Annotated in this window: 17 protein-coding genes; 16 read left to right on the top strand and 1 reads right to left on the bottom strand. The window is 35.3% G+C overall.

The window, feature by feature from the left end:
- Positions 1 to 174: 174 nt before the first annotated feature.
- The 16 genes from IPM95_01170 to IPM95_01245 all read left to right on the top strand — a co-directional run bounded on the left by IPM95_01170 (position 175) and on the right by IPM95_01245 (position 21605).
- On the top strand, positions 175 to 4542 hold the full coding sequence (locus IPM95_01170) for a CusA/CzcA family heavy metal efflux RND transporter (protein MBK9327930.1): 4368 nt from the start codon (positions 175 to 177) through the stop codon (positions 4540 to 4542).
- Positions 4543 to 4549: 7 nt separating this feature from the next.
- Positions 4550 to 5851: an efflux RND transporter periplasmic adaptor subunit gene (locus IPM95_01175; GenBank protein MBK9327931.1), complete on the top strand. Its 1302-nt coding sequence runs from the start codon at positions 4550 to 4552 to the stop codon at positions 5849 to 5851.
- A gap of 11 nt (positions 5852 to 5862) precedes the next feature.
- The gene (locus IPM95_01180; protein ID MBK9327932.1) at positions 5863 to 6231 is read left to right on the top strand and encodes a DUF3703 domain-containing protein; all 369 of its coding nucleotides are present in this window, start codon (positions 5863 to 5865) and stop codon (positions 6229 to 6231) included.
- A gap of 26 nt (positions 6232 to 6257) precedes the next feature.
- Positions 6258 to 6611, top strand: coding sequence for a heavy-metal-associated domain-containing protein (locus IPM95_01185; protein ID MBK9327933.1), 354 nt, complete (start codon positions 6258 to 6260; stop codon positions 6609 to 6611).
- Positions 6612 to 6620: 9 nt separating this feature from the next.
- Positions 6621 to 8603: a cadmium-translocating P-type ATPase gene (cadA, locus tag IPM95_01190; GenBank protein ID MBK9327934.1), complete on the top strand. Its 1983-nt coding sequence runs from the start codon at positions 6621 to 6623 to the stop codon at positions 8601 to 8603.
- 77 nt (positions 8604 to 8680) lie between these two features.
- Positions 8681 to 9115 (top strand): hypothetical protein, encoded by a 435-nt coding sequence (locus IPM95_01195; GenBank protein MBK9327935.1) that lies wholly within the window; start codon positions 8681 to 8683, stop codon positions 9113 to 9115.
- Positions 9116 to 9256: 141 nt separating this feature from the next.
- Complete coding sequence (locus IPM95_01200; protein ID MBK9327936.1) at positions 9257 to 9763, top strand: hypothetical protein; 507 nt, start codon at positions 9257 to 9259, stop codon at positions 9761 to 9763.
- A gap of 73 nt (positions 9764 to 9836) precedes the next feature.
- Complete coding sequence (locus tag IPM95_01205; protein ID MBK9327937.1) at positions 9837 to 10883, top strand: DUF1513 domain-containing protein; 1047 nt, start codon at positions 9837 to 9839, stop codon at positions 10881 to 10883.
- Between the two features lie 51 nt (positions 10884 to 10934).
- Positions 10935 to 11612, top strand: a complete 678-nt coding sequence (locus IPM95_01210) for a DUF3347 domain-containing protein (GenBank protein MBK9327938.1) — start codon at positions 10935 to 10937, stop codon at positions 11610 to 11612.
- Between the two features lie 3 nt (positions 11613 to 11615).
- Positions 11616 to 12080 carry a heme-binding domain-containing protein gene (locus IPM95_01215; protein ID MBK9327939.1) on the top strand — a complete coding sequence of 155 codons (465 nt, stop codon included), beginning with the start codon at positions 11616 to 11618 and terminating at the stop codon, positions 12078 to 12080.
- 11 nt (positions 12081 to 12091) lie between these two features.
- Complete coding sequence (locus tag IPM95_01220; protein ID MBK9327940.1) at positions 12092 to 13384, top strand: efflux RND transporter permease subunit; 1293 nt, start codon at positions 12092 to 12094, stop codon at positions 13382 to 13384.
- Positions 13381 to 15318, top strand: coding sequence for an efflux RND transporter permease subunit (locus tag IPM95_01225; GenBank protein MBK9327941.1), 1938 nt, complete (start codon positions 13381 to 13383; stop codon positions 15316 to 15318). The genes IPM95_01220 and IPM95_01225 overlap by 4 nt, the downstream gene beginning before the upstream one ends.
- Positions 15305 to 16561, top strand: a complete 1257-nt coding sequence (locus tag IPM95_01230; protein MBK9327942.1) for a TolC family protein — start codon at positions 15305 to 15307, stop codon at positions 16559 to 16561. Before IPM95_01225 ends, IPM95_01230 begins: the two co-directional genes overlap by 14 nt.
- A 2-nt stretch (positions 16562 to 16563) precedes the next feature.
- Positions 16564 to 17820: an efflux RND transporter periplasmic adaptor subunit gene (locus tag IPM95_01235; GenBank protein MBK9327943.1), complete on the top strand. Its 1257-nt coding sequence runs from the start codon at positions 16564 to 16566 to the stop codon at positions 17818 to 17820.
- 10 nt (positions 17821 to 17830) lie between these two features.
- Positions 17831 to 19045, top strand: a complete 1215-nt coding sequence (locus IPM95_01240; GenBank protein ID MBK9327944.1) for an efflux RND transporter periplasmic adaptor subunit — start codon at positions 17831 to 17833, stop codon at positions 19043 to 19045.
- Between the two features lie 19 nt (positions 19046 to 19064).
- Complete coding sequence (locus IPM95_01245; protein MBK9327945.1) at positions 19065 to 21605, top strand: heavy metal translocating P-type ATPase; 2541 nt, start codon at positions 19065 to 19067, stop codon at positions 21603 to 21605.
- A gap of 180 nt (positions 21606 to 21785) precedes the next feature.
- Here IPM95_01245 and IPM95_01250 read toward each other — a convergent pair whose 3' ends face one another.
- Positions 21786 to 22139, bottom strand: a complete 354-nt coding sequence (locus IPM95_01250; protein ID MBK9327946.1) for a hypothetical protein — start codon at positions 22137 to 22139, stop codon at positions 21786 to 21788.
- Positions 22140 to 22266: the final 127 nt, after the last annotated feature.

The following is a 22266-nucleotide window of genomic DNA, read 5'->3' on the forward strand; positions in this document are numbered from 1 at the left end:
TTTTATCAATTGTATAGCAATATACAACCAAACATTTATCTCTCAGTTCAGTGCCACTATTTGGCAACCACCTAAAATTTCTTAATCGTCTCTTTTTTTGCATTACATCGTAATGCTTTTATGCTTATTGATTAGCTCAATAGTAGCATTATTCACGATTATTAAATTTTAGATATGTTAAACAAAATCATCCATTTTAGTATAAAAAATAAATTCATTATTGGTATAATGACTTTAGCACTCATCATTTGGGGCTTATGGAGCGCTACAAAATTATCTATTGATGCCGTACCTGATATTACAAACAATCAGGTACAAATAATTACAATATGTCCTACATTAGCGGGTCAGGAAGTAGAGCAGTTAGTCACCTTTCCTATTGAGCAAAGCATCGCAAATCTTCCAGATATTGAAGAAACTCGAAGTATTTCAAGATTTGGTTTGTCTGTAATTACCGTAGTTTTTGATGAAAAGGTAGATATATATTTTGCAAGGCAGCTCATTAACGAAAAATTAAAAGATGCTGAAGAAAATATACCGGAAGGTATTGGAATACCTGAATTGGCTCCGGTTAGTACAGGCCTTGGAGAAGTGTATCAATATGTTTTACATCCAAAAAAAGAAAGCGAAAGCAACTATACTGCAATGGATCTGCGTACCATGCAGGATTGGATTGTGGCAAGACAATTGAATGGAACAAAAGGGGTAGCGGAGGTAAATAGTTTTGGGGGGAAATTAAAGCAGTATGAAGTTGCTGTTAATCCTAATCGGTTGAAAGCAATGGGAGTAACCATACCGGATATTTTTAACGCATTAGACAAAAATAATCAAAACACTGGAGGTGCGTATATTGATAAAAAGCCTAACGCCTATTTTATTCGTGGCGTGGGTTTGGTTACATCGTTAGAAGATGTAAAGAATATTATGGTTAAAAGCAATCCTAACAGTGTACCAGTTTTTATAAAAGATGTAGCAGAAGTAAAGTTTGGATATGCGGTGCGCTACGGTGCAATGACTTATAACGGCGAAGTGGATGCCGTTGGTGGTGTGGTAATGATGCTGAAAGGTCATAATAGCAGCGATGTGGTAAAACGCATCAAAGAAAAAATGGTTACTATACAAAAATCATTGCCGGAGGATGTGGTGATTGAAGCCTATTTAGACAGAACCGATTTAGTAAAACGTGCAATATCAACCGTTGAAAAAAACCTGATTGAAGGTGCATTGATTGTCATTTTTGTATTGGTTGTTTTTCTTGGCAATTTAAGAGCAGGTTTAATTGTTGCATCAGCAATTCCATTATCCATGTTATTTGCATTAGGCTTGATGAATGTATTTGGTGTAAGTGCCAATTTAATGAGTTTAGGTGCAATTGATTTTGGTTTAATTGTAGATGGTGCAGTTATTATAGTGGAAGCTACATTACACCATTTAGGCTTAAGGAAATCCACTCAAAAATTATCTCAGTCAGATATGGACAATGAGGTATTTAAATCAGCCTCTAAAATAAGAAGTAGTGCTGCATTTGGCGAAATAATTATATTGATTGTTTACATTCCGATACTTTCATTAATCGGTATTGAAGGTAAAATGTTTAAACCTATGGCAATGACAGTAGGTTTTGCAATATTGGGTGCGTTAATACTATCGTTAACCTATATACCAATGATGTGTGCTTTGATTTTGCCAAAACAACAAAATCAACGGAAAAACTTTTCTGACAAGATGATGGATTATTTTTATGGAATTTATAAACCTTTATTGCTAAAAGCGATTAGAATTAAATATGTTTTAATATCGGTTACAGTAGTATTATTTGCTGCAGCTCTATTTTTATTCAGCAGAATAGGTGGCGAATTTATTCCAACACTTCAGGAAGGAGATTTCGCATTTCATTGTATTTTACCACAAGGCACTTCATTGAGCCAAAGCATAGAAACATCTATGCAGGCTTCAAGAGTAATTAAAAGGTTTGACGAAGTGAAAATGATAGTTGGAAAAACAGGTGCGGCAGAAGTGCCTACTGACCCGATGCCCCCGGAAGCAACAGATATGATGATTATTCTAAAACCTCAGAAAGAATGGAAATCTAAAAAAAGCTACAATGAATTAGCAGACGAAATTGAGGAAAAATTAGAAGCTATTCCTGGGGTTTTCTTTGAAAAGAATCAACCGATACAGATGCGTTTTAATGAGTTAATGACAGGTATCCGTCAGGATGTGGCAGTAAAGGTTTTCGGCGAAAATATGGACACACTACTATTATATGCAAATAAAATAGGCAAAGTCATTCAAAACGTAGATGGAGCATCTTCTCCTATGGTTGAACGTGTAGATGGCTTACCACAAATTAATATAGAATACGACAGAATGCGATTAGCTAATTATAATTTAAACATAGAAGATGTAAACGCAATGGTAAGTACAGCTTTTGCGGGTAAATCAGCAGGTGTTGTTTATGAAAACGAACGTAAATTTGACCTGGTAGTTCGTTTAGATAGTGCATATCGGAGTAGTATTGATGATGTAAACAATCTGTTCATTCCAACACCATCAGGCAATCAGATACCATTATCGCAGGTAGCAAATGTATCATACAAATTAGGAGCGGCACAAATAAGTCGTGAAGCAGGTAAAAGAAGAATTGTAGTAGGCTTTAATGTAGATGGCAGAGATGTGCAAAGTGTGGTAGAGGAAATCCAACAGAAATTAAGTGCTGAAATCAAATTGCCGGCAGGTTATTATTTCAATTATGGTGGTACTTTTGAGAATTTACAAAAGGCATCAAAACGTTTAATGATAGCAGTACCTGTTTCTTTACTGCTAATTTTTATGTTGCTCTATTTTACATTCAATTCTTTAAAACAGGCATCGCTTATTTTCACAGCCATTCCCATGAGTGCCATAGGTGGTGTGTTTGCTTTGTTATTACGCGGTATGCCATTTAGCATATCGGCAGGCATTGGTTTTATAGCCTTGTTTGGCGTCGCTGTATTAAACGGTATTGTATTAATAGGCACATTCAATCAGTTAGAAAAAGAAGGCTGGCATGATGTCATTAGCCGTGTTATTGAAGGCACTAAAATTCGCTTACGGCCGGTGTTAATGACAGCAACAGTAGCTTCTTTCGGATTCTTACCAATGGCATTAAGCGGAAGCGCTGGTGCGGAAGTTCAAAAACCATTGGCAACAGTAGTAATTGGTGGTTTAATCTCTGCTACTTTTTTAACTTTATTTGTACTGCCTCTGCTATACATCATTTTCAATTCTAAAATCTCATTAAAAAGAAAATCAAAAATGAAACCTGTTACTACTGTTTTAGTATTTCTATTGTTATCAATACAATACTCAAATGCACAAACTACATCACAGCAACTAAGTGTAGAAGATGCAGTAAGTATAGCACTTAAAAACAGTACAAAACTAAAAGCAAACGAGTTATCTATATTGGCTGCTAAAAGTTTAAGTAAATCTGCAAAAGAGATTCCAAAAACTAATTTCAATGTACAGTTAGGTCAATACAATAGTAAGCAATTTGATAATGCATTTGAGATTTCTCAAACTATTCCGTTTCCTTCTTTATTCGCTGCAAAAAAAGGAGTAATTAAAGCAGAAGTAGTTAGTAAAGAATTAATGAAGCAAGTAACCCAAAATGAAATAAAAGCACAAGTGCAAACCTATTATTATCAATTATTATTTTTACAAAATAATAAAAATAAATTACTGTATTTAGATAGTTTGTACGTTGATTTTGTAAATGCTTCTGCACTTCGTTATAAAACAGGAGAAACGAAACAATTGGAAAAAACAACCGCCGAATCAAAACGAAGTGAAATAAAGTTATTGTTGCAGCAAAGCGAAAATGATGTAACAGCAACATATAATTTGCTAAAAATGTGGATGAATACAGATGATGATTTTACTATTGAAGATACAAAATCATATCAACCATTAGTAACAACTACTATTTTAGATAGCACATTACTTTCACAAAATCCAACAATAAAAATAATATTGCAGGATGCAGAAGTGGTTGAACAAAATAAAAAAGCAGAAAAAGCATTAGGCTTACCTGATTTTACGTTTGGTTATAACAATCAATCATTAATTGGTTTCCAAACCATCAACAATCAGGAAAAATATTTTAATGCTGGAAATCGTTTCCATGTTGGTACTGTTGGCATTGGCATACCACTTACATTTGGTGCTACTAAAGCAAAAATAAAATCGTTAGAGTATCAAAAGCAGGCATTGCAAGCTACTGCACAAACCGAGCAACACCAGTTAGAAATACAATTATTGAATGCATTCCAACAATACAATCAGTATTTAATGCAATATAATTACTATACACAACAAGCTATTCCAACTGCAACTGAAATAATAAAAGCGGCAAAATTAGGATATAAAACTGGCGAAGCAAGTTATATCGAATACATATTAGCATTGCAAAATGCCACCGATACAGAATTAAAGTATTTGCAATCCATACAGCAAATCAATCAATCGGTTATTAATATCAATTATCTAATCAGTAAATAAATACAAAATGAAGTTTAATATAAAATCTATCCACAATAAATATCTAATGCTAATTATAATAGCATTATTTACTGCATGTTCGCATAATGAAAGTGATGGTCATAAACACGGAACAACACAAGAAGCCAAAGAAGAAAAAACAACAGGTGAACTGGAGGAAAAAAGTACAGAAGCCTCGATTGCATCACTTACCGCTGTACAGATCAAAACCGTAGGCATTGTATTAGGGAGCATAGAACAGAAGCAGCTAACCGCTACATTAAAAGTTAATGGTGCATTGAGGGTGCCAAATAATAATAAAGCAAATGCAACTTCTTTGTATGGTGGTGTTATCAAAACCATAAATGTACAGGTAGGTAGTTATGTAAAAAGTGGACAAGTAATTGCAACAATTACTAATCCTCAATTTATACAATTACAGGAAGAATACTTAACCATTGCAAGTAAAATAACGTATGCAGAACAAGAGTTAGCACGTCAAAAAGAATTGAACGATGGCAATGCTGGTGCATTAAAAAACTATCAGAGTGCCGATGCAGAACTAAAAACATTACGCACACGAAGAGCATCATTACAACAGCAAATACAACTCATGGGTATCAATCCAAGCAATGTAAGTAACACAAATCTGCAATCAGCATTAGTTGTTAAAAGTCCGATAAATGGCACTATCAGTAACGTATTAGCTAAAATCGGAAGCTATGTAGATGTATCATCACCTGTTGCAGAAATTGTAGATAATAATCAGTTACATTTAGATTTAAATGTTTTTGAAAAAGACTTACCAATGCTAAAAGTAGGACAGGTAATTCATTTTACATTAACCAACAATCCGGTAAATGAATACGATGCTAAAATTTACAGTATAGGCACCTCATTTGAAAATGACAGTAAAACCATTCCAATACATTGTACTGTACAAGGCAATAAAACAGGACTCATAGATGGTATGAATATTACAGCTATTGTTAGTTTAAATAATGTAACTACATCAGCAGTACCAAACGAAGCCATTGTAGATGCAGAAGGTAAAAGTTATATCTTTGTAATCACGGATAAAAAACCAGACGAACATCACGATGAAGAAGAAGGACACAAGCATGCAGCAAATGAGAAACATGATGAAGAAAAAGAAAAACAACCAACTACAAACTTTGAGAGAATAGAAATTGTAAAAGGTGTTTCAAATGTTGGATATACAGCAATTACAACAGTAACAGAAATACCAAAAGATGCAAAAATTGTAACCAAAGGTGCATTTTTTGTCAATGCTAAATTAACTAACCAAGGCGAAGCACATGAACATTAAAATTAAATGCTATGAAAATAAATACTAAAATGCCGGTAAAATTAATTCCATTCTATGAATCCGAGTTAAGCAATGCAAAAGTAACATTTCAAAAAAATGATTTAGCGGATAGTTGGTATCACTTAGAACGTGCGCATATCTTAGCACAACCATATCCAATAGAACACACGGTAGTTCATTGGCAAATGCTTTTATTTGGAATTAAAATAAAAGATACAAAAGAAATCATTGGACAAATTCCACGCTTATTAGTCGGTGGCGTTAAATCATTTGTCGGCAAAATTCCTACAGGGAACACAGGTGGCGCAAATGTACCACCATTAAAGGTTATGGAAATTCCAAACGACCTCAAAGAAATCATTAATAATTCTAAAAACTAAAATTTCTTCACTAAAATAATTAATCAATGAAAACAATCACCAAATTATTTCTAATTACAGCATCTTTATTTTTTTTCTCAAATAATATAATTGCACAAACAGCTTACACAACTACAACTATAAAAACTAAAATCTATTGCGACCATTGCAGTCAATGCGAATCATGCAAATCCCGCATAGAGAAATCCGTAAAGAAATTAAAAGGAGTTAAAACGGTAACATTAGATGTGCAAAATTCAAGAATAAAAATTTCATTTAATCCGACACAGGTAAGTATTAAAAGCATTAAAGACCAGATTAACAAAGCGGGATATGATGCAGATGACCAAAAGGCAACTGCTGAATATGTAGAACAATTAGACGGATGCTGTAAACAATAAAAATACAAGATGACACATAAACACATTTACGACAAAGAAGGAAAACAACTTTGCTGTACTCAGGAAGAAAAAATAAATCAGCTTGCTGAAGAACATTCTGTGGAAGAGGTACACCAACATACAGAAAGTCAAAGTACATTCAGCATGTTTTTACCGGCAATTATTAGTTTGGTGTTATTGCTAATGGCATTAGCATTTGATAATTATTTTCCTCAATCATGGTTTACAGGTTGGATAAGAATTATTTGGTATATCGCAGCATATATCCCGGTTGGTTTGCCAGTACTTAAAGAAGCATTTGTAAGTATAAGCAAAGGCGAAATATTTTCAGAGTTTTTATTAATGAGTATTGCTACTATTGGTGCATTTGCTATTGGCGAATATCCTGAAGGTGTTGCCGTAATGTTATTTTATGCTGTTGGTGAAGTGTTTCAAACCTTAGCGGTAAAAAGAGCCAAAGCAAACATCAAAACATTACTTGACCAACGACCTGACACCGTAACTATCTTGCAAAATAACGAAGCTAAAACAGTAAAAGCAGTAGCGGTAAACATTAATGATATAATACAATTAAAAGCAGGTGAAAAATTAGGATTAGATGGTGAATTACTATCAGAATCAGCATCATTTAATACAGCAGCTTTGACAGGTGAAAGTAAACCTGATACCAAACAAAAAGGCGAAATTGTTTTAGCAGGTATGATAAACCTAAATACAGTTTCTCAAATTAAAGTAACAACGGCATATAAAGATAGTAAGCTGTCAAAAATTTTAGAATTAGTGCAAAACGCCACAGCACAAAAAGCACCAACAGAATTATTTATCAGAAAGTTCGCCAAAATCTATACACCTATTGTTGTGTTCTTAGCTGTTGCCATTTGTGTATTGCCTATGCTGTTTGTCAACGATTATGTTTTTAAAGATTGGTTATATCGTGCTTTAGTATTCTTAGTTATTTCTTGTCCATGTGCTTTAGTCATTAGTATTCCATTGGGTTATTTTGGTGGCATTGGTGCAGCATCTCGGAACGGTATTTTATTTAAAGGAAGTAACTTCTTAGATATAATTGCCAATATCCAAAATGTGGTGATGGATAAAACAGGAACGTTAACCAAAGGCGTGTTTGATGTTCAAGAAGTAAATATCAAAACAGAATTTAATAAAGAGGAGATGCTGCAAATGGTAAATGGGTTGGAAAGTCAAAGCACACATCCGGTGGCTACTGCTATTCATAAATATGTAGGAAATGTAAATACATCTATACAACTAAGCAACGTTGTGGAAATTGCAGGTCATGGTTTAAAAGCAAACATCAATGAAAAAGAATTATTAGTCGGTAATTTCAAGTTGATGGATAAATTCAATATTATTTATGATGTAAATTCCGATGAACTCGTTTATACGGTAATTGCAATTGCCTATGATAAAAAATTCGCTGGTTATTTAACTATTGCCGATGAAATTAAAGAAGACGCACAGGATGCTGTAAATAAGTTGCACAGCATGAAAGTAAAAACTACTATGTTAAGTGGCGATAAAACTTCGGTGGTAAAATATGTTGCAGATAAATTAGGAATTGATAATGCTTTTGGTGATTTGCTACCTGAAGACAAAGTAAATAAAGTCAAAGAAATTAAAGACAGGAAAGAAACAGTTGCATTTGTTGGTGATGGTGTAAATGATGCACCAGTAGTAGCATTAAGCAATGTAGGTATAGCAATGGGTGGTTTAGGTAGTGATGCAACTATTGAAACTGCTGACGTTGTAATTCAGAATGATGAACCTTCAAAAATTGCAATGGCAATTAATATAGGCAAACAAACTAAAAAGATTGTTTGGCAAAACATAGGTTTGGCATTCACAGTAAAAGCCATTGTGTTAATACTCGGCGCAGGTGGTTTAGCCACCATGTGGGAAGCCGTTTTTGCAGATGTAGGTGTAGCATTATTAGCCATATTAAATGCTGTTAGAATACAAAGAATGAAGTTTTAAAAGATTGACTATTTAACAATTTATAAACTATTGCCAGTTGCAATATCCAAATATTAGAACTAAATTTACATAGTTAAATGAAGTACAAAACCAACATACCGGCACTATTAATGGCATTACTTGTTTTTACAACAAGCAATGGGGTAGCATTATCGGTACATATTTGTAATTCTTCAAACACAAAAGATTTTGCCTTTTTTACGAAGGCGGACTGTGGTATGGAAAAACAGGTGGCTACCTGTTGTCCTGAAAAATCGGTGAAGAAAAAAGATTGCTGCGAACAAAAGCAGTTCTTTAAAAAATTGCCGATTGAAGGTTTTACAGCAAATCAAATAGAGCTAAAACCTTTTAATAAAATAGTTTGCAGTGATTTCCTTATAAATAACTTCATTTATAATCATCAGACAAATTTTGATAGATATATCACAGGCATTCCGCCTCCCGATAATCTATACACCATTAAATATTTGTTGCGGCCAACCCCTGTTGAGTTGCAAATCTTCCGTTGTTAGTAGTTGATTTTAATTTCCACTCAGGAAATGGCAGGATACCTGTTAGGTATTATGTAATATTATAATATAATGCTGTAAGCATTATACAGACATATCGTCTACATTTAATCAATTATTATTCAACTTAAAATTTCCTAAAAAATGAAATCAATCTCAAATTTAGTATTAGCTATTATAATGATAGTAGGTACAATGGCAGTAAACGCGCAAAATAATACAGCTTCAGACCTGTCATTAAAAGCGCAATTAATGAAAATGGACGGTAATTTATATCTGTTTATTACAGACGAAAAGGACTCGCCATATTCAAATAAAGATGTAACGGCAACCGTAAAATTAAAAGATGTAAACGGCAAAAAACAGAAAGTAACCTTAAGCCCTTTCGGGGAATCTGCTTTTGTTATCAATGGCGCTGCTGTAGATTTTAAACAATTGGTTGCCACGTTGAAATTTAAAAATGGACCAAACACATTATTAATATACGCTACATTCAAAAACGATGGTACTGCTGAAAACAGATATGAATGCTCCATGCATCCTTCTGAATTGGAAAAAGATGCCGGAAAATGCTCAAAATGCGGAATGGCACTTTCAGCTAAGAAAGTAACAACTTACCAGCCTTCAAAGATTGTTCGCAAAGGAATGTAATTTGAATTAAATGCACCTGCTGGGTAAATATTTTTACTCAGCAGGCATTATTCATCATTATAAAATAAACAAAATGAAAAAATTCAATAAAATTACAGCTTTTAGCCTCGTAATGCTTGTATCAATAATAATGATATCAGTTGCATGTAAAAAAAATGAAACTCCTTTAAATATAAACTACCCTGCCGCTTATGTGGTAAATGGTGAAGATGCAAGTATATCGGTTATTAATCTGAGTAAGAATGAAGTAACGGAAACAATAGAATTAATGGGTGCTGGTTCAGATATGATTATGTGGCCGCATCATATATACAACCATGAAAATCACTTGGCTATTGGCGTCCCTGGAATGGATTTAAGCGCAGGGCATTCTGGTGGCATGGCTGGCATGATGGGTAAAGTTATTATATTAGATGCAACGAATGGTTCAATGCTAAAAAATATTGAAACGCCGATGATGAACCATAACGCAATCTATTCACCGGATGGCACAGAAATTTGGACTTCTCAAATGGATGCCACAGGTACGGTGTTAGTATACGATGCAAACACATACAGCCTGAAAAATACAATTACCGTTGGTGAAGATCCCGCCGAAGTTACATTTAGTGCAGATGGATCTAAGGCGTATGTGTGTAATGGTGGAAGCAATACGGTCACAGTCATAAATCCCATAACTAAATCAGTGATAACTACTCTGGCTGTTGGCTTAGACCCTGTGGGTGCATGGACATCCTCAATTGGAAAAATGTTTATTGACAATGAAGCCGGAAATTCAATTAGTATTGTTGATGTTGCCACTAATGCAGTGGTAGGCACTGTCACTTTAGGTTTTATGCCTGGTTATGCAGCATACCATGCTACTACAGGTGAGTTGTGGGTGACAGACCCTGACAATGGAAAAGTAGCTTATTTCTTGGATATGGGTGGTAATAACTGGATGAAGCATGGTGAATTTGCTACTGGTGCAGGTGCCCATGCTATTGTATTTAATGGCAATACTGCATATGTAACCAACCAAATGGCGAACACGGTATCGGTTGTAAATGTATCAGCACATACGGTATCTAAGACTATAAATGTTGGCAAAAAACCAAACGGTATTGTTATTAGACAATAATGAAATCTCGTAGTAGGTAGTATTCTTTAACACAAATTAAACAACTAAAAAATGTATAAAAAATTAATCCTTATAAGTTTTGCAATCCTTATTGCATTTACAGCTTGTAACAATAAAACGTCAAATGAAACTGGTAGCGACGCTGCCGAAAATTCTTCTAAAATGTATGCCTGTCCTATGCATCCTGAAATAATGGGTAACAAGGGTGATAAATGTTCTAAATGTGGTATGGAATTATCCGTACCGGTAGATATGAATGCAACTACGCCCCCATTAGAAGCAGAAACAAAAACGACAGGTACAATTAAAGAGATTGTAGGTGATTATCTGCAGTTAAAAAATGCATTTACGAACGATAATACGAACAATGCTGCAACCGCAGGCAAAGCATTGGAAGCAGCGTTTAAGGCTTTCGACAAGTCAGCATTAACGGCTGAGCAAAAGAAAATCTTTGAAGATATTGAAGATGATGCAAGGGAACATGCAGAACACATCGGTGCAAATTCAGGTAACATTGCTCACCAGCGTGAACACTTTGATTTATTGAGCAAAGATATGTATGATTTAGTAAAAGCGTTTGGTGCAGGTCAAACCTTATACAAAGATTTTTGTCCTATGTATAATGACAATAAAGGTGCGATATGGCTAAGTGAAACGAAGGATATAAAAAATCCTTATTATGGAAAAGCTATGTCATCTTGTGGTACGGTGAAAGAGGAATTAAAATAATTTATGTCTGTCTTAAAAAAGATATTATTATTGCTGCTGCTTGTATTGATGGGCATTCAATTTATCAGACCTGTTCGCAACGAAAGCGGACAGCTATTGTCAACAGATATAACAAAGACGTTTAATATACCTGACAGCGTTTTAAATGTCTTAAAAATGTCTTGTTATGATTGTCATAGCAACAATACTAATTATCCTTTTTACGTCAATATAGAACCTGTTGGATGGATACTGAATAATCATATAAAGAATGGAAAAGACAAACTCAATTTTAGTGATTTTGGCTCTTATTCACAACGCAGACAAATGAGCAAGTTTAAGTCAATTGCAAGCCAGATTCAGGATGATAAGATGCCAATATCATCTTATTTAATATTACACAAAAAGGCTGTTCTATCCTCCGGCAACAAAGAGTTAATTATAAATTGGGCAAATAAGACGAGAGACAGTCTTTCATCAAATCAGTAAAGTAAAATTCTATGGTAGAAAAACTAATAGCATTCTCATTAAAAAACAGGATAATCGTATTGCTCATTTCAGCCGGCTTATTGGGTTGGGGTATTTATAGTGTAAAGCAGAATCCAATTGACGCTATTCCTGACTTATCAGAAAATCAGGTAATTGTATTTACGGAATGGATGGGCAGAAGCCCCCAGGTGATTGAAGCACAGGTTACCTATCCATTGGTATCTAACCTGCAGGGCATTCCCAAAGTGAAAAACATTCGTGGTGCATCTATGTTTGGGATGAGTTTTGTTTACATCATTTTTGAAGACAATGTAGATATATACTGGGCAAGAACCCGTGTTTTGGAAAGATTGAATTATGCCCAGCGTTTACTGCCTCAGAGTGTAGTGCCTACATTAGGTCCCGATGGTACCGGTGTCGGTCACATATTCTGGTATCACCTCGAAGCGAATGGCATGGATTTGGGCGAGCAAAGGGCATTGCAGGATTGGTATGTGAAATTTGCTTTGCAAACCGTTCCGGGGGTAGCCGAAGTGGCCTCTTTTGGTGGTTTTGAAAAACAATACCAGTTGGTTTTAGATCCTTTAAAAATGCAATATTACAATGTCAGTATGATGGAAGTGATGAATGCTGTAAAGACAAACAACAACGATGTCGGGGGCAGAAAATTTGAAATGAGTGATATGTCCTATATTATTAGAGGATTAGGATACATTAAAAACATAAACGACATAGAAGACATTGCGGTTAAAAATTACAACTCCATTCCGGTAAGGGTAAAAGATATAGGCTCTGTACAAATGGGGGGCGATTTACGTTTGGGCATCTTCGACCAGAATGGCGAAGGAGAAGTGGTAGGCGGAATAGTGGTAATGCGATATGGCGAAAATGCCGACAAGGTTATAAAAGCCGTTAAGGAAAAAATGAAGGAAGTGGAAAAAGGATTACCCGAAGGCGTTTCATTTAAAACATCCTACGACAGAAGCGAACTGATTGAGAAAGCGATAGAATCGGTAAAAGGCACTTTGCTCGAAGAAATGATAGCGGTATCAATCGTAATCCTGCTCTTCCTGTTTCATTGGAGAAGTGCCCTGATTATTCTGATTCAATTGCCGATATCGGTAGCCGTAGGCTTCATTCTCTTGGAGACTTTTGGTATTTCTTCCAATATCATGTCACTTACGGGTATTGCCCTTGCAATTGGTGTAGTCGTGGATGATGGCATTGTAATGGTGGAAAATGCCTATCGGAGTATATCCGAAAGGCAGCAGGAATTTGATAACAATAAAACCGAGTCGGAATGATAGATAAGATTAAAAAATTATTCAAAAAAGAATACGACCCTATTTCTGATGAAGAAAAGCTAAAGATAATTGAGGCATCTTCTAAGTTGGTGGGTCCGGGTGTGTTTTATTCCACCATTATTGTAATAGCTTCATTTTTACCGGTATTTCTCTTAACGGGCATGGAAGGTAAGTTATTTAGTCCTTTGGCATATACAAAGTCTTTTATTCTCATCGTAGATGCGTTTTTTGCCATTACGCTTACACCTGTTTTAATCAGCTTTTTATTGAAGGGTAAACTACGCCCGGAAGAAAAGAATCCGATTAATAAAGGATTAGAGACACTATACACCCCTGTTCTTACATTTTGCTTAAAGTGGAGAAAATCAGTCTTGGCAATAAATAGTATTGCATTATTGATTGGGATATTCATGTACACTCGGCTGGGTTCCGAATTTATGCCGCCACTGGATGAAGGCTCTATATTATTTATGCCGGTAACCTTGCCCGATGTATCAAATTCGGAAGTGAAACGAATATTACAGGTGCAGGATAAGCTGATTAAATCAGTACCGGAAGTGGAACATGTGTTAGGTAAGGCTGGCAGAGCTAATACGGCAACAGACAATAGCCCCGTAAGTATGATAGAAACGATTATTCTGCTGAAACCTCATAACGAGTGGAGGGAAGATAAAACAAAGGATGACATTATAACTGAAATCAACAACAAACTGCAAATACCGGGCGTAACAAATGGTTTCACACAGCCTATTATCAATCGGATAAATATGCTTTCAACAGGTATAAGAACCGATGTCGGTATAAAGATTTACGGGGAAAGTTTAGACACCATTGATGTCTTATCACAAAAAATAAAGAAAGCACTCGAAGGGACTGATGGAGTGAAAGATTTATATTCAGAACCTATAACAGGTGGGAAATATATAGACATACAGCCCAAACGGGAAGTGATTGGCAGATATGGACTAACGATAGATGATATAAACAATGTGGTCGAAGCATCTATTGGTGGTATGAAATTAACGACAACCATCGAAGGAAGGCAGCGCTTCTCTGTAAATGCAAGATATGCTCAGGAATATAGAAATAGCATTGAAGCATTAAAAAAATTACAGGTGCAAACCATGCAGTTTGGTCCTATTCCCTTAGAATCGGTGGCGGATATTAAAATAAGCGATGGTCCGCCTATGATAAACAGTGAAAATGCCATGCTAAGAGGTAGTGTTTTATTTAATGTACGGGATCGTGATTTAGGAAGCACAGTAAAGGATGCACAGAAAAAACTAAATGCAATGATTGCTAAAATGCCAAAAGGATATTATGTGGAATGGAGCGGACAGTGGGAAAATCAGTTAAGGGCAAACAAAACATTAAAGTTGATAATGCCCATAGTGGTGCTTATAATTTTCTTGATATTATTCTTTACATACGGCTCCATGAAAGAAGCCATCATAACAATGATAACGGTGCCATTTGCTTTAATCGGCGGCATTTTTATGGTATATTTTTACGGCATTAACCTGTCAGTGGCTGTAGCGGTCGGCTTCATTGCACTATTTGGTATGGCTATTGAAACAGCCATGCTAATGACTATTTATCTCAACGAGGCCATGAATAAAATGATAGCGAAACATGGAAATGATAAAAAAACGATTACGGAAGATATCTTGAGACAATATATCATTGATGGCTCTGCAAAACGGTTAAGACCTAAGCTTATGACAGTTTCGGTTTCATTATTCGGGTTGGTACCTATCCTTTGGGCTACCGGTACAGGGTCAGATATTATGCTGCCAATTACAGTTCCGCTTATCGGAGGTACAATTACATCCACCATTTATGTGTTATTGGTAACGCCGGTTGTGTTTGAAATGGTAAAACTTCGTGAATTAAAAAGAAATGGTAAAATAAATATTATAGATGCAAAAGAGTAAATACTATATCATTATAGCTTGCCTGTTAATAAGCAGTACAAATGCAGTAGCCCAAATGCTCCCGCTCGATACGGTTTTGGCAATCATAAAAACAAATAACCCGCAGCTGAAAATGTATGAAGCCGATATTCAGAGCATGGATGCTGCGGCAAAAGGGGCTAAAAGCTGGATGCCGCCACAGGTAAACACCGGCTTCTTTATGACGCCCTACAATGCTAAAATGTGGAAAGCAGATGATATGAATCAAGGCATGGGTTCCTATATGTTAGGTGTTACACAAATGTTTCCGAATGCTAAAAAACTGAAAGCCGACTATGAATATATGAGTTCGATGTCTTCTGTGGAGAAAGAAAATAAAAACTATACAATAAATCAGTTGAATGCTGCGGCTAAGACAAGTTATTATCAATGGATGGTGCTGAATAAAAAAATTAAGATTGCAAATGACAATTTATTGTTGCTGGAATATATGATAAAAAGCATGGAAATCAGATACCAGTACAATATGGATAAACTGCCCACGTACTACAAAGCAAAATCTCAATACAGTGAATTGCAAAATATGATAGTCATGTTGCAGAATGATATTGCTCAAAAACGGATAATGTTGAATACATTGATGGTAAGAGATAAGAATAACATCTTTGAAGTTGACACTTCCTACAACCTGAATGAACTGAAATATCTGCTGTCTGATACTACGTCCCTCTCATTAAACAGAAGTGATGTAAAAGCCATTGATAAAACAATAACAATAAATCAGTTAAAGGCAAAAGCGGAAAAAACAAAATTATTACCTGAGTTTGGTGTCCGGTATGAACACATGTTTGCCTTTGGCAAACAGCCACAGCAATTCTCAGCGATGCTGATGGTGAATATGCCGTTTATGCCCTGGTCATCTAAAATGTTCAAAGCGAATGCAAATAGTTATTTATTGAAGAATGAGAGCTTGAAGTGGCAAAAGGAAATGATATTAAATGAAGCAACAGGTATGATTTCGGGTATGAGTACCGAATTGATTAGTCTGAATAAACAGTACGAAATAACACAAAACAGTATTATTCCTGCGTTGCGTAGGAATTATGAAACAGCATTGATTACATGGCAGAACAACACAGGTGATTTATTCGTCGTTTTAGATGCATGGGAAGCATTAAATATGGCGCAGATGGATGCACTCGAAAAATTACAGGCTATACTTCTGACACAGGTGGAAATTGAAAAACAACTTGAAATCAAATAAGCATGAAAAAAATCCTAAAATATAGTCTGATTCTTCTGATAATTGCTGCAATCGGTGTCGGCGTATATTTCTTGATTATAAAACAACACGGCACGATGGATAGTCATGGCCAAAAAGAAGTATATACATGCTCTATGCATCCTCAAATCAGAAAGAATAAACCGGGTAATTGTCCGATTTGTGGAATGAAACTGATAAAAATAGAAACACATACGCAGGAAATGGATAGCACATTGTCTGAAAATCTGTTGAAACCGACGGACAACTTTATAGTAGGTGATTTTCAAACGACAACTCCGGTAGATACATCCGTAAGCGCGGAAATAAATTTGCCGGGCATAGTGGAATACGACCCGAACGCTTCCGTAAACATTGCGGCAAGAGTAAGTGGAAGAATAGAGAAAATGTATGTAAATTATAAATATCAGAGAGTAAATAAAGGTCAGAAACTTTTTGACCTGTACAGCCCTGAATTACTGACAGAGCAGCAGAATTATATTTACCTGATGACGAATGATGCAGAAAATGAATCACTGATAGCAGCTTCTAAACACAAATTGATGCTCTATGGCATAACGGAAACTCAGTTAAAATCACTCAAAGAAACTAAAAAGACAAATCCGGTCATTTCTATTTATAGTCCTGCTTATGGCATTATTCAAAGTACGGAAGAAATGGGTGGCTCCGCGAATGGTAATGGCATGCAAAACACTGGAAGCCGTAAAAGTACGGATATGCTAAATATCAAAGAAGGTGATTACATTAAAAAAGGTGAAGTGGTTTTTAAATTATCGAACACGGATAAGGTTTGGGCTGTTTTTAATGTATTACAGGGTTACAGCAGCTTAATTAAACTCAATCAGACTGTAGTTATTTCTTCTGAACTAAATACTGCTGATCCGGTATATGCAAAAATAAACTTCATTGAAACACAGCTCAATCAGTCAGACAACAGCCTTAGAATAAGAGTCTATTTAAACAATAGCAAACTGAAACTGCCGGTTGGTTTGCGCTTGCAGGGCAACGTCAGAACAAATCCGGTAAAAGCACTTTGGCTGCCAAAGCAGGCAATGGTAAGCATCGGTACTAAAAAAATGGTGTTTACAAGATTAGAGAATGGCTTTAAAGCGAGAGAAATAAAAACAGGTATTGAAATCAATAATTTCATACAGATTTTGGGCGGAATTACAAAAACGGACACCATTGCCGCCAATGCTCAATATTTGATTGATAGTGAAAGTTTTATTAAAACCAGATAAACGGAATTAGATGAAGATATTTAAAATAATCGGCATACTGCTTGCATTTGTTATTACTGTAACGGCTTGTATAAATAAAGATTCGGAAGACCATAGTAAACATAATTCGGGTGACGTTTCGTATTACACTTGCTCTATGCACCCTCAGATTAGGGTAGACAAACCTGGTAAATGCCCTATTTGTCACATGGACTTGATTCCTATAAAAAATAGTGCCGATACCGAAGACGAAATTTCATTAAGCGAACAGCAAATCAAACTTGGAAATATTACAACACAAACGATTGAAGAAACGAAAACCAGAAGGGAAGAATCATACACAGGTATTCTGACGTATAATCAGAATAATATTAAAACAATTTCTGCAAGAACAATGGGACGGATTGAAAAATTATATTTCAAGACGACAGGAAATTTTATAAAGGTAAATGACCCCTTATATGTATTGTATAGTGAAGATATTGCCATTGCAAAACAGGATTATTTGGCAGCATTTAAACAATTGTCAATTCCGGGTGATTTTGGTAAAAATGCTAAAACAATGATGGATGCAGCGGAACAGAAACTATTATTTTATGGCTTAACAAATAAACAGATTGAAAGCCTGCAAAAAAACAATGAAGTTTCTCCGTACATCACTTTTTACAGCACATACAGTGGCTACATTACAGAGATAACTGTTACGGAAGGCAGTTATGTAATGGAAGGGTCCGGTTTAATCAGGATAGCAGACCTGAGTAACCTCTGGTTGGAAGCGCAGATAAATGCAAACTATGCAAATCAGGTAAGTTTAGGGCAGAATGCAAGTATCTCCTTTACTGATTTTCCAGATAAATCAATAAACTCAAAAATCACCTTTATCAATCCTGAAATCAATCCCGATTCAAGATTACTGCTGATTCGCCTGGAGATACCAAATCAGAATGTAATGCTAAAACCCGGTATGCAGGCAGTAATTAAATTTAAACAACCTGACATTAAAGGCTTGTTTATTCCTACCGATGCTGTCATTCGGGAAGAAAATGCAACGTATATCTGGGTAGAGAAAAGACCGGGCGTTTTTGAAAATAGAATGGTCGAAACAGGTGCAGAAATTAATGGAATGATAGAAATAAAATCAGAAATGGACAAAACAAAAAAGATTGTAATCACGGGTGCTTATGCTATCAATAGTGAATATAAATTTAGAAAAGGTAGTGACCCTATGGAAGGAATGAAAATGTAATAATTTAAAATCAATAATAATGATACATACTTATAAAATAACAGGCATGAGTTGTGATGGATGCAGAACGAAAGTTGAAAAAACATTGAATGCAGTAGAAGGTATTTCTGCTGTCGTTACGTTAAATCCGCCGATTGCAACCATTACAATGGAAAAACATATTCCGATTGAACAATTGCAAACTGCTTTAACAACTGCGGGTAATTATACCATAGAAATGTTTAACAATCAAAACATAGCTGCTAAAATAGATACTACTGATGAAACAAAATCATGTTGTTCATCACACAATAAACATACAACAGATATAAAACCGCTTCCAAAAAATTGCAACGGAAAATATTATTGTCCGATGCATTGTGAGGGAGACAAAATGTATGACAAAGCAGGTAATTGCCCTGTATGCGGAATGAATTTAGAAAAAGTTCCTGAACTTACTGTACAAAAAACGCAGTACACTTGTCCGATGCATCCTGAAATTATTAGAGATGCACCCGGTGCCTGTCCTATTTGTGGTATGGATTTAATTCCGATAACAACAGCACTTAGCGAAGAAGATAATACATACAAGGAACTATTAAAAAAAATGATAGTTTCTACCGCTTTTACAGTTCCAATCTTTGTAATTGCAATGTTGGAAATGATCCCGGGTCTACACTTGACAAGCCTTATGCCACAAATAGCGTGGAACTGGTTACAATTTGGCTTGTCCTTACCTGTTGTTTTTTATGCGTGCTGGATGTACTTTCAAAGAGCCTGGACTTCCATTAGAACCATGAATTTGAACATGTTTACATTAATAGGAATCGGCGCAGGTGCTGCATTCTTGTTTAGTATTATTGCAATGCTTTTTCCTAATATCTTTCCTGACCAGTTTAAAAGTCATAACGGAACAGTCTTTGTATATTTTGAAGCAGTAACAGTTATTCTGACATTGGTTTTATTAGGACAATTATTAGAAGCAAGAGCGCACAGTCAAACCAGTGGAGCAATTAAAGAACTTTTAAAATTAGCACCGACAGAAGCTACCTTGGTGTTAGACGGTATAGATAAAGTCATTGCCATTGATGACATTAAGAAAGGTGATTTATTACGTGTAAAACCGGGTGAAAAAATTCCTGTGGATGGTATTATAACAGATGGAAGCAGCAACGTGGATGAATCAATGATTACTGGTGAACCCATTCCGGTGGATAAGAAAAAAGATGACAAAGTGAGTACAGGAACTATCAATGGCACTAAATCATTTATAATGAGAGCAGAGAAAATTGGTGCCGAAACATTACTCGCACAGATTATTGAAATGGTAAATACTGCAAGTCGTTCAAGAGCACCAATTCAAAAGTTAGCCGATAAAATTTCAAAATACTTTGTACCGATAGTAATTTTTATTTCAATAGTTACATTTATTGCATGGGCGATATTCGGCGTAGAATCACCTTATGTTTTTGCATTCGTTAATGCTATCGCTGTGTTAATTATAGCTTGTCCCTGTGCTTTAGGATTAGCAACGCCAATGTCTATAATGGTGGGTGTAGGTAAAGGTGCGCAAAATGGTGTCCTCATAAAAAATGCGGAAGCATTGGAGAATATGAATAAGATTAATGTGCTGATTACAGATAAAACAGGCACGATTACAGAAGGAAAACCATCCGTTGAAAAAGTAGTAGCATTTAATACATTCGATGAAAATGAATTACTAAAATACAGCGCATCATTAAATCAATACAGCGAACATCCATTAGCAGAAGCCGTAGTGAAATTCGCAAAATTGAAAACAATAGGGATTGTTGACGTAAAGGATTTTGAAGCCGTTGCCGGAAAAGGTGTTGTCGGTACAATAACAGATAAGAAAATAGCTTTAGGAAATAAAAAACTGATGGAACAAGCGCAAGCGGTTATTTCATCGGAGATTGAAAAGCAAATTACTAATGAGCAGATATTAGGAAAAACAGTTTCTTATATTGCTGTTGATGGAGTAATTCAGGGATACGTAACCATTACAGATGCTATAAAAACAACAAGTAAGAATGCAATAAAAACATTAATAGAACAAGGCGTGGAAGTTATCATGCTGACTGGTGATAATCATAATACAGCAAAAGCAGTGGCAGATGAATTGCATCTAACTAACTTTAAGGCGGAATGTTTGCCACAGGATAAATTAAATGAAATTAAGCGATTACAAGCGGAAGGTAAAATTGTTGCAATGGCGGGTGATGGTATAAATGACGCACCTGCTCTGGCACAGGCAGACATTGGTATCGCAATGGGTACAGGAACGGATGTTGCTATCGAAAGTTCAGAAATTACCTTATTAAAAGGCGATTTGCAGGGTATAGTAAAAGCAAAGAATTTAAGTCATTCCGTAATGAAAAACATTAAGCAAAATTTATTTTTCGCATTCTTTTATAATGTATTAGGTATTCCTGTTGCAGCAGGTGTTTTATATCCTGTATTTGGAATATTATTATCACCTATGATTGCCGCTGCTGCTATGAGTTTCAGTTCAGTATCTGTAATAGCAAATTCATTAAGATTAAGAAGTATAAAACTATAACTGAATGAAACAGCAATTAATCAAAATCGGGAAATGGCTTTTGAATATATTAAAAAGGCTCTTCAAAGCAATATTTATCCGCGAAAAAGAATGCTGTAAATAATGAAAATCACAGCGCGATTTGCCACTAAAATGAAATAATTATCTTTATAAACTACCTTTTATCACTAATGATACCTGTTAATTCCTGTCAATTGCTACCGTAGTGATATTATTATTGCTGTCAATCGCAATATCGTAGTAGAAGCAATTACTTAGTTGTACGGTTTCTTCATAATCTACACCATTAATCTTAAGCGTAAATTTAACTTGACCGGCAGCGTAGTTGCTGTAAGAAGACGAAGTACCTGGATCAACATTATTAATGTTCACTGTATTACCATTAGAAGTTTGAATCTGAACGCTTGCCTTTTGTGTTCCATTATTGATAATTCGGGCTGCAGGTTGCTCGTTTTTACATTTTTTGCAGCTGCTTAGCGACAATGCAAGTAATGCAAATAGAAAAAAGGCAGCGAATTTTGTTCTTGATTTCATATTATTAGTATTATTTAACTTTTTATTATTAAGCTTACTGGTTTACATGTTGAAACCAATAATTTACCTTTCATATTCAAATACCATGCCACCAATGTGAAAGGTTGATTTACATTACAGGTTCTTA

Source organism: Sphingobacteriales bacterium, assembly GCA_016719635.1.
Taxonomy (GTDB): domain Bacteria; phylum Bacteroidota; class Bacteroidia; order Chitinophagales; family JADIYW01; genus JADJSS01.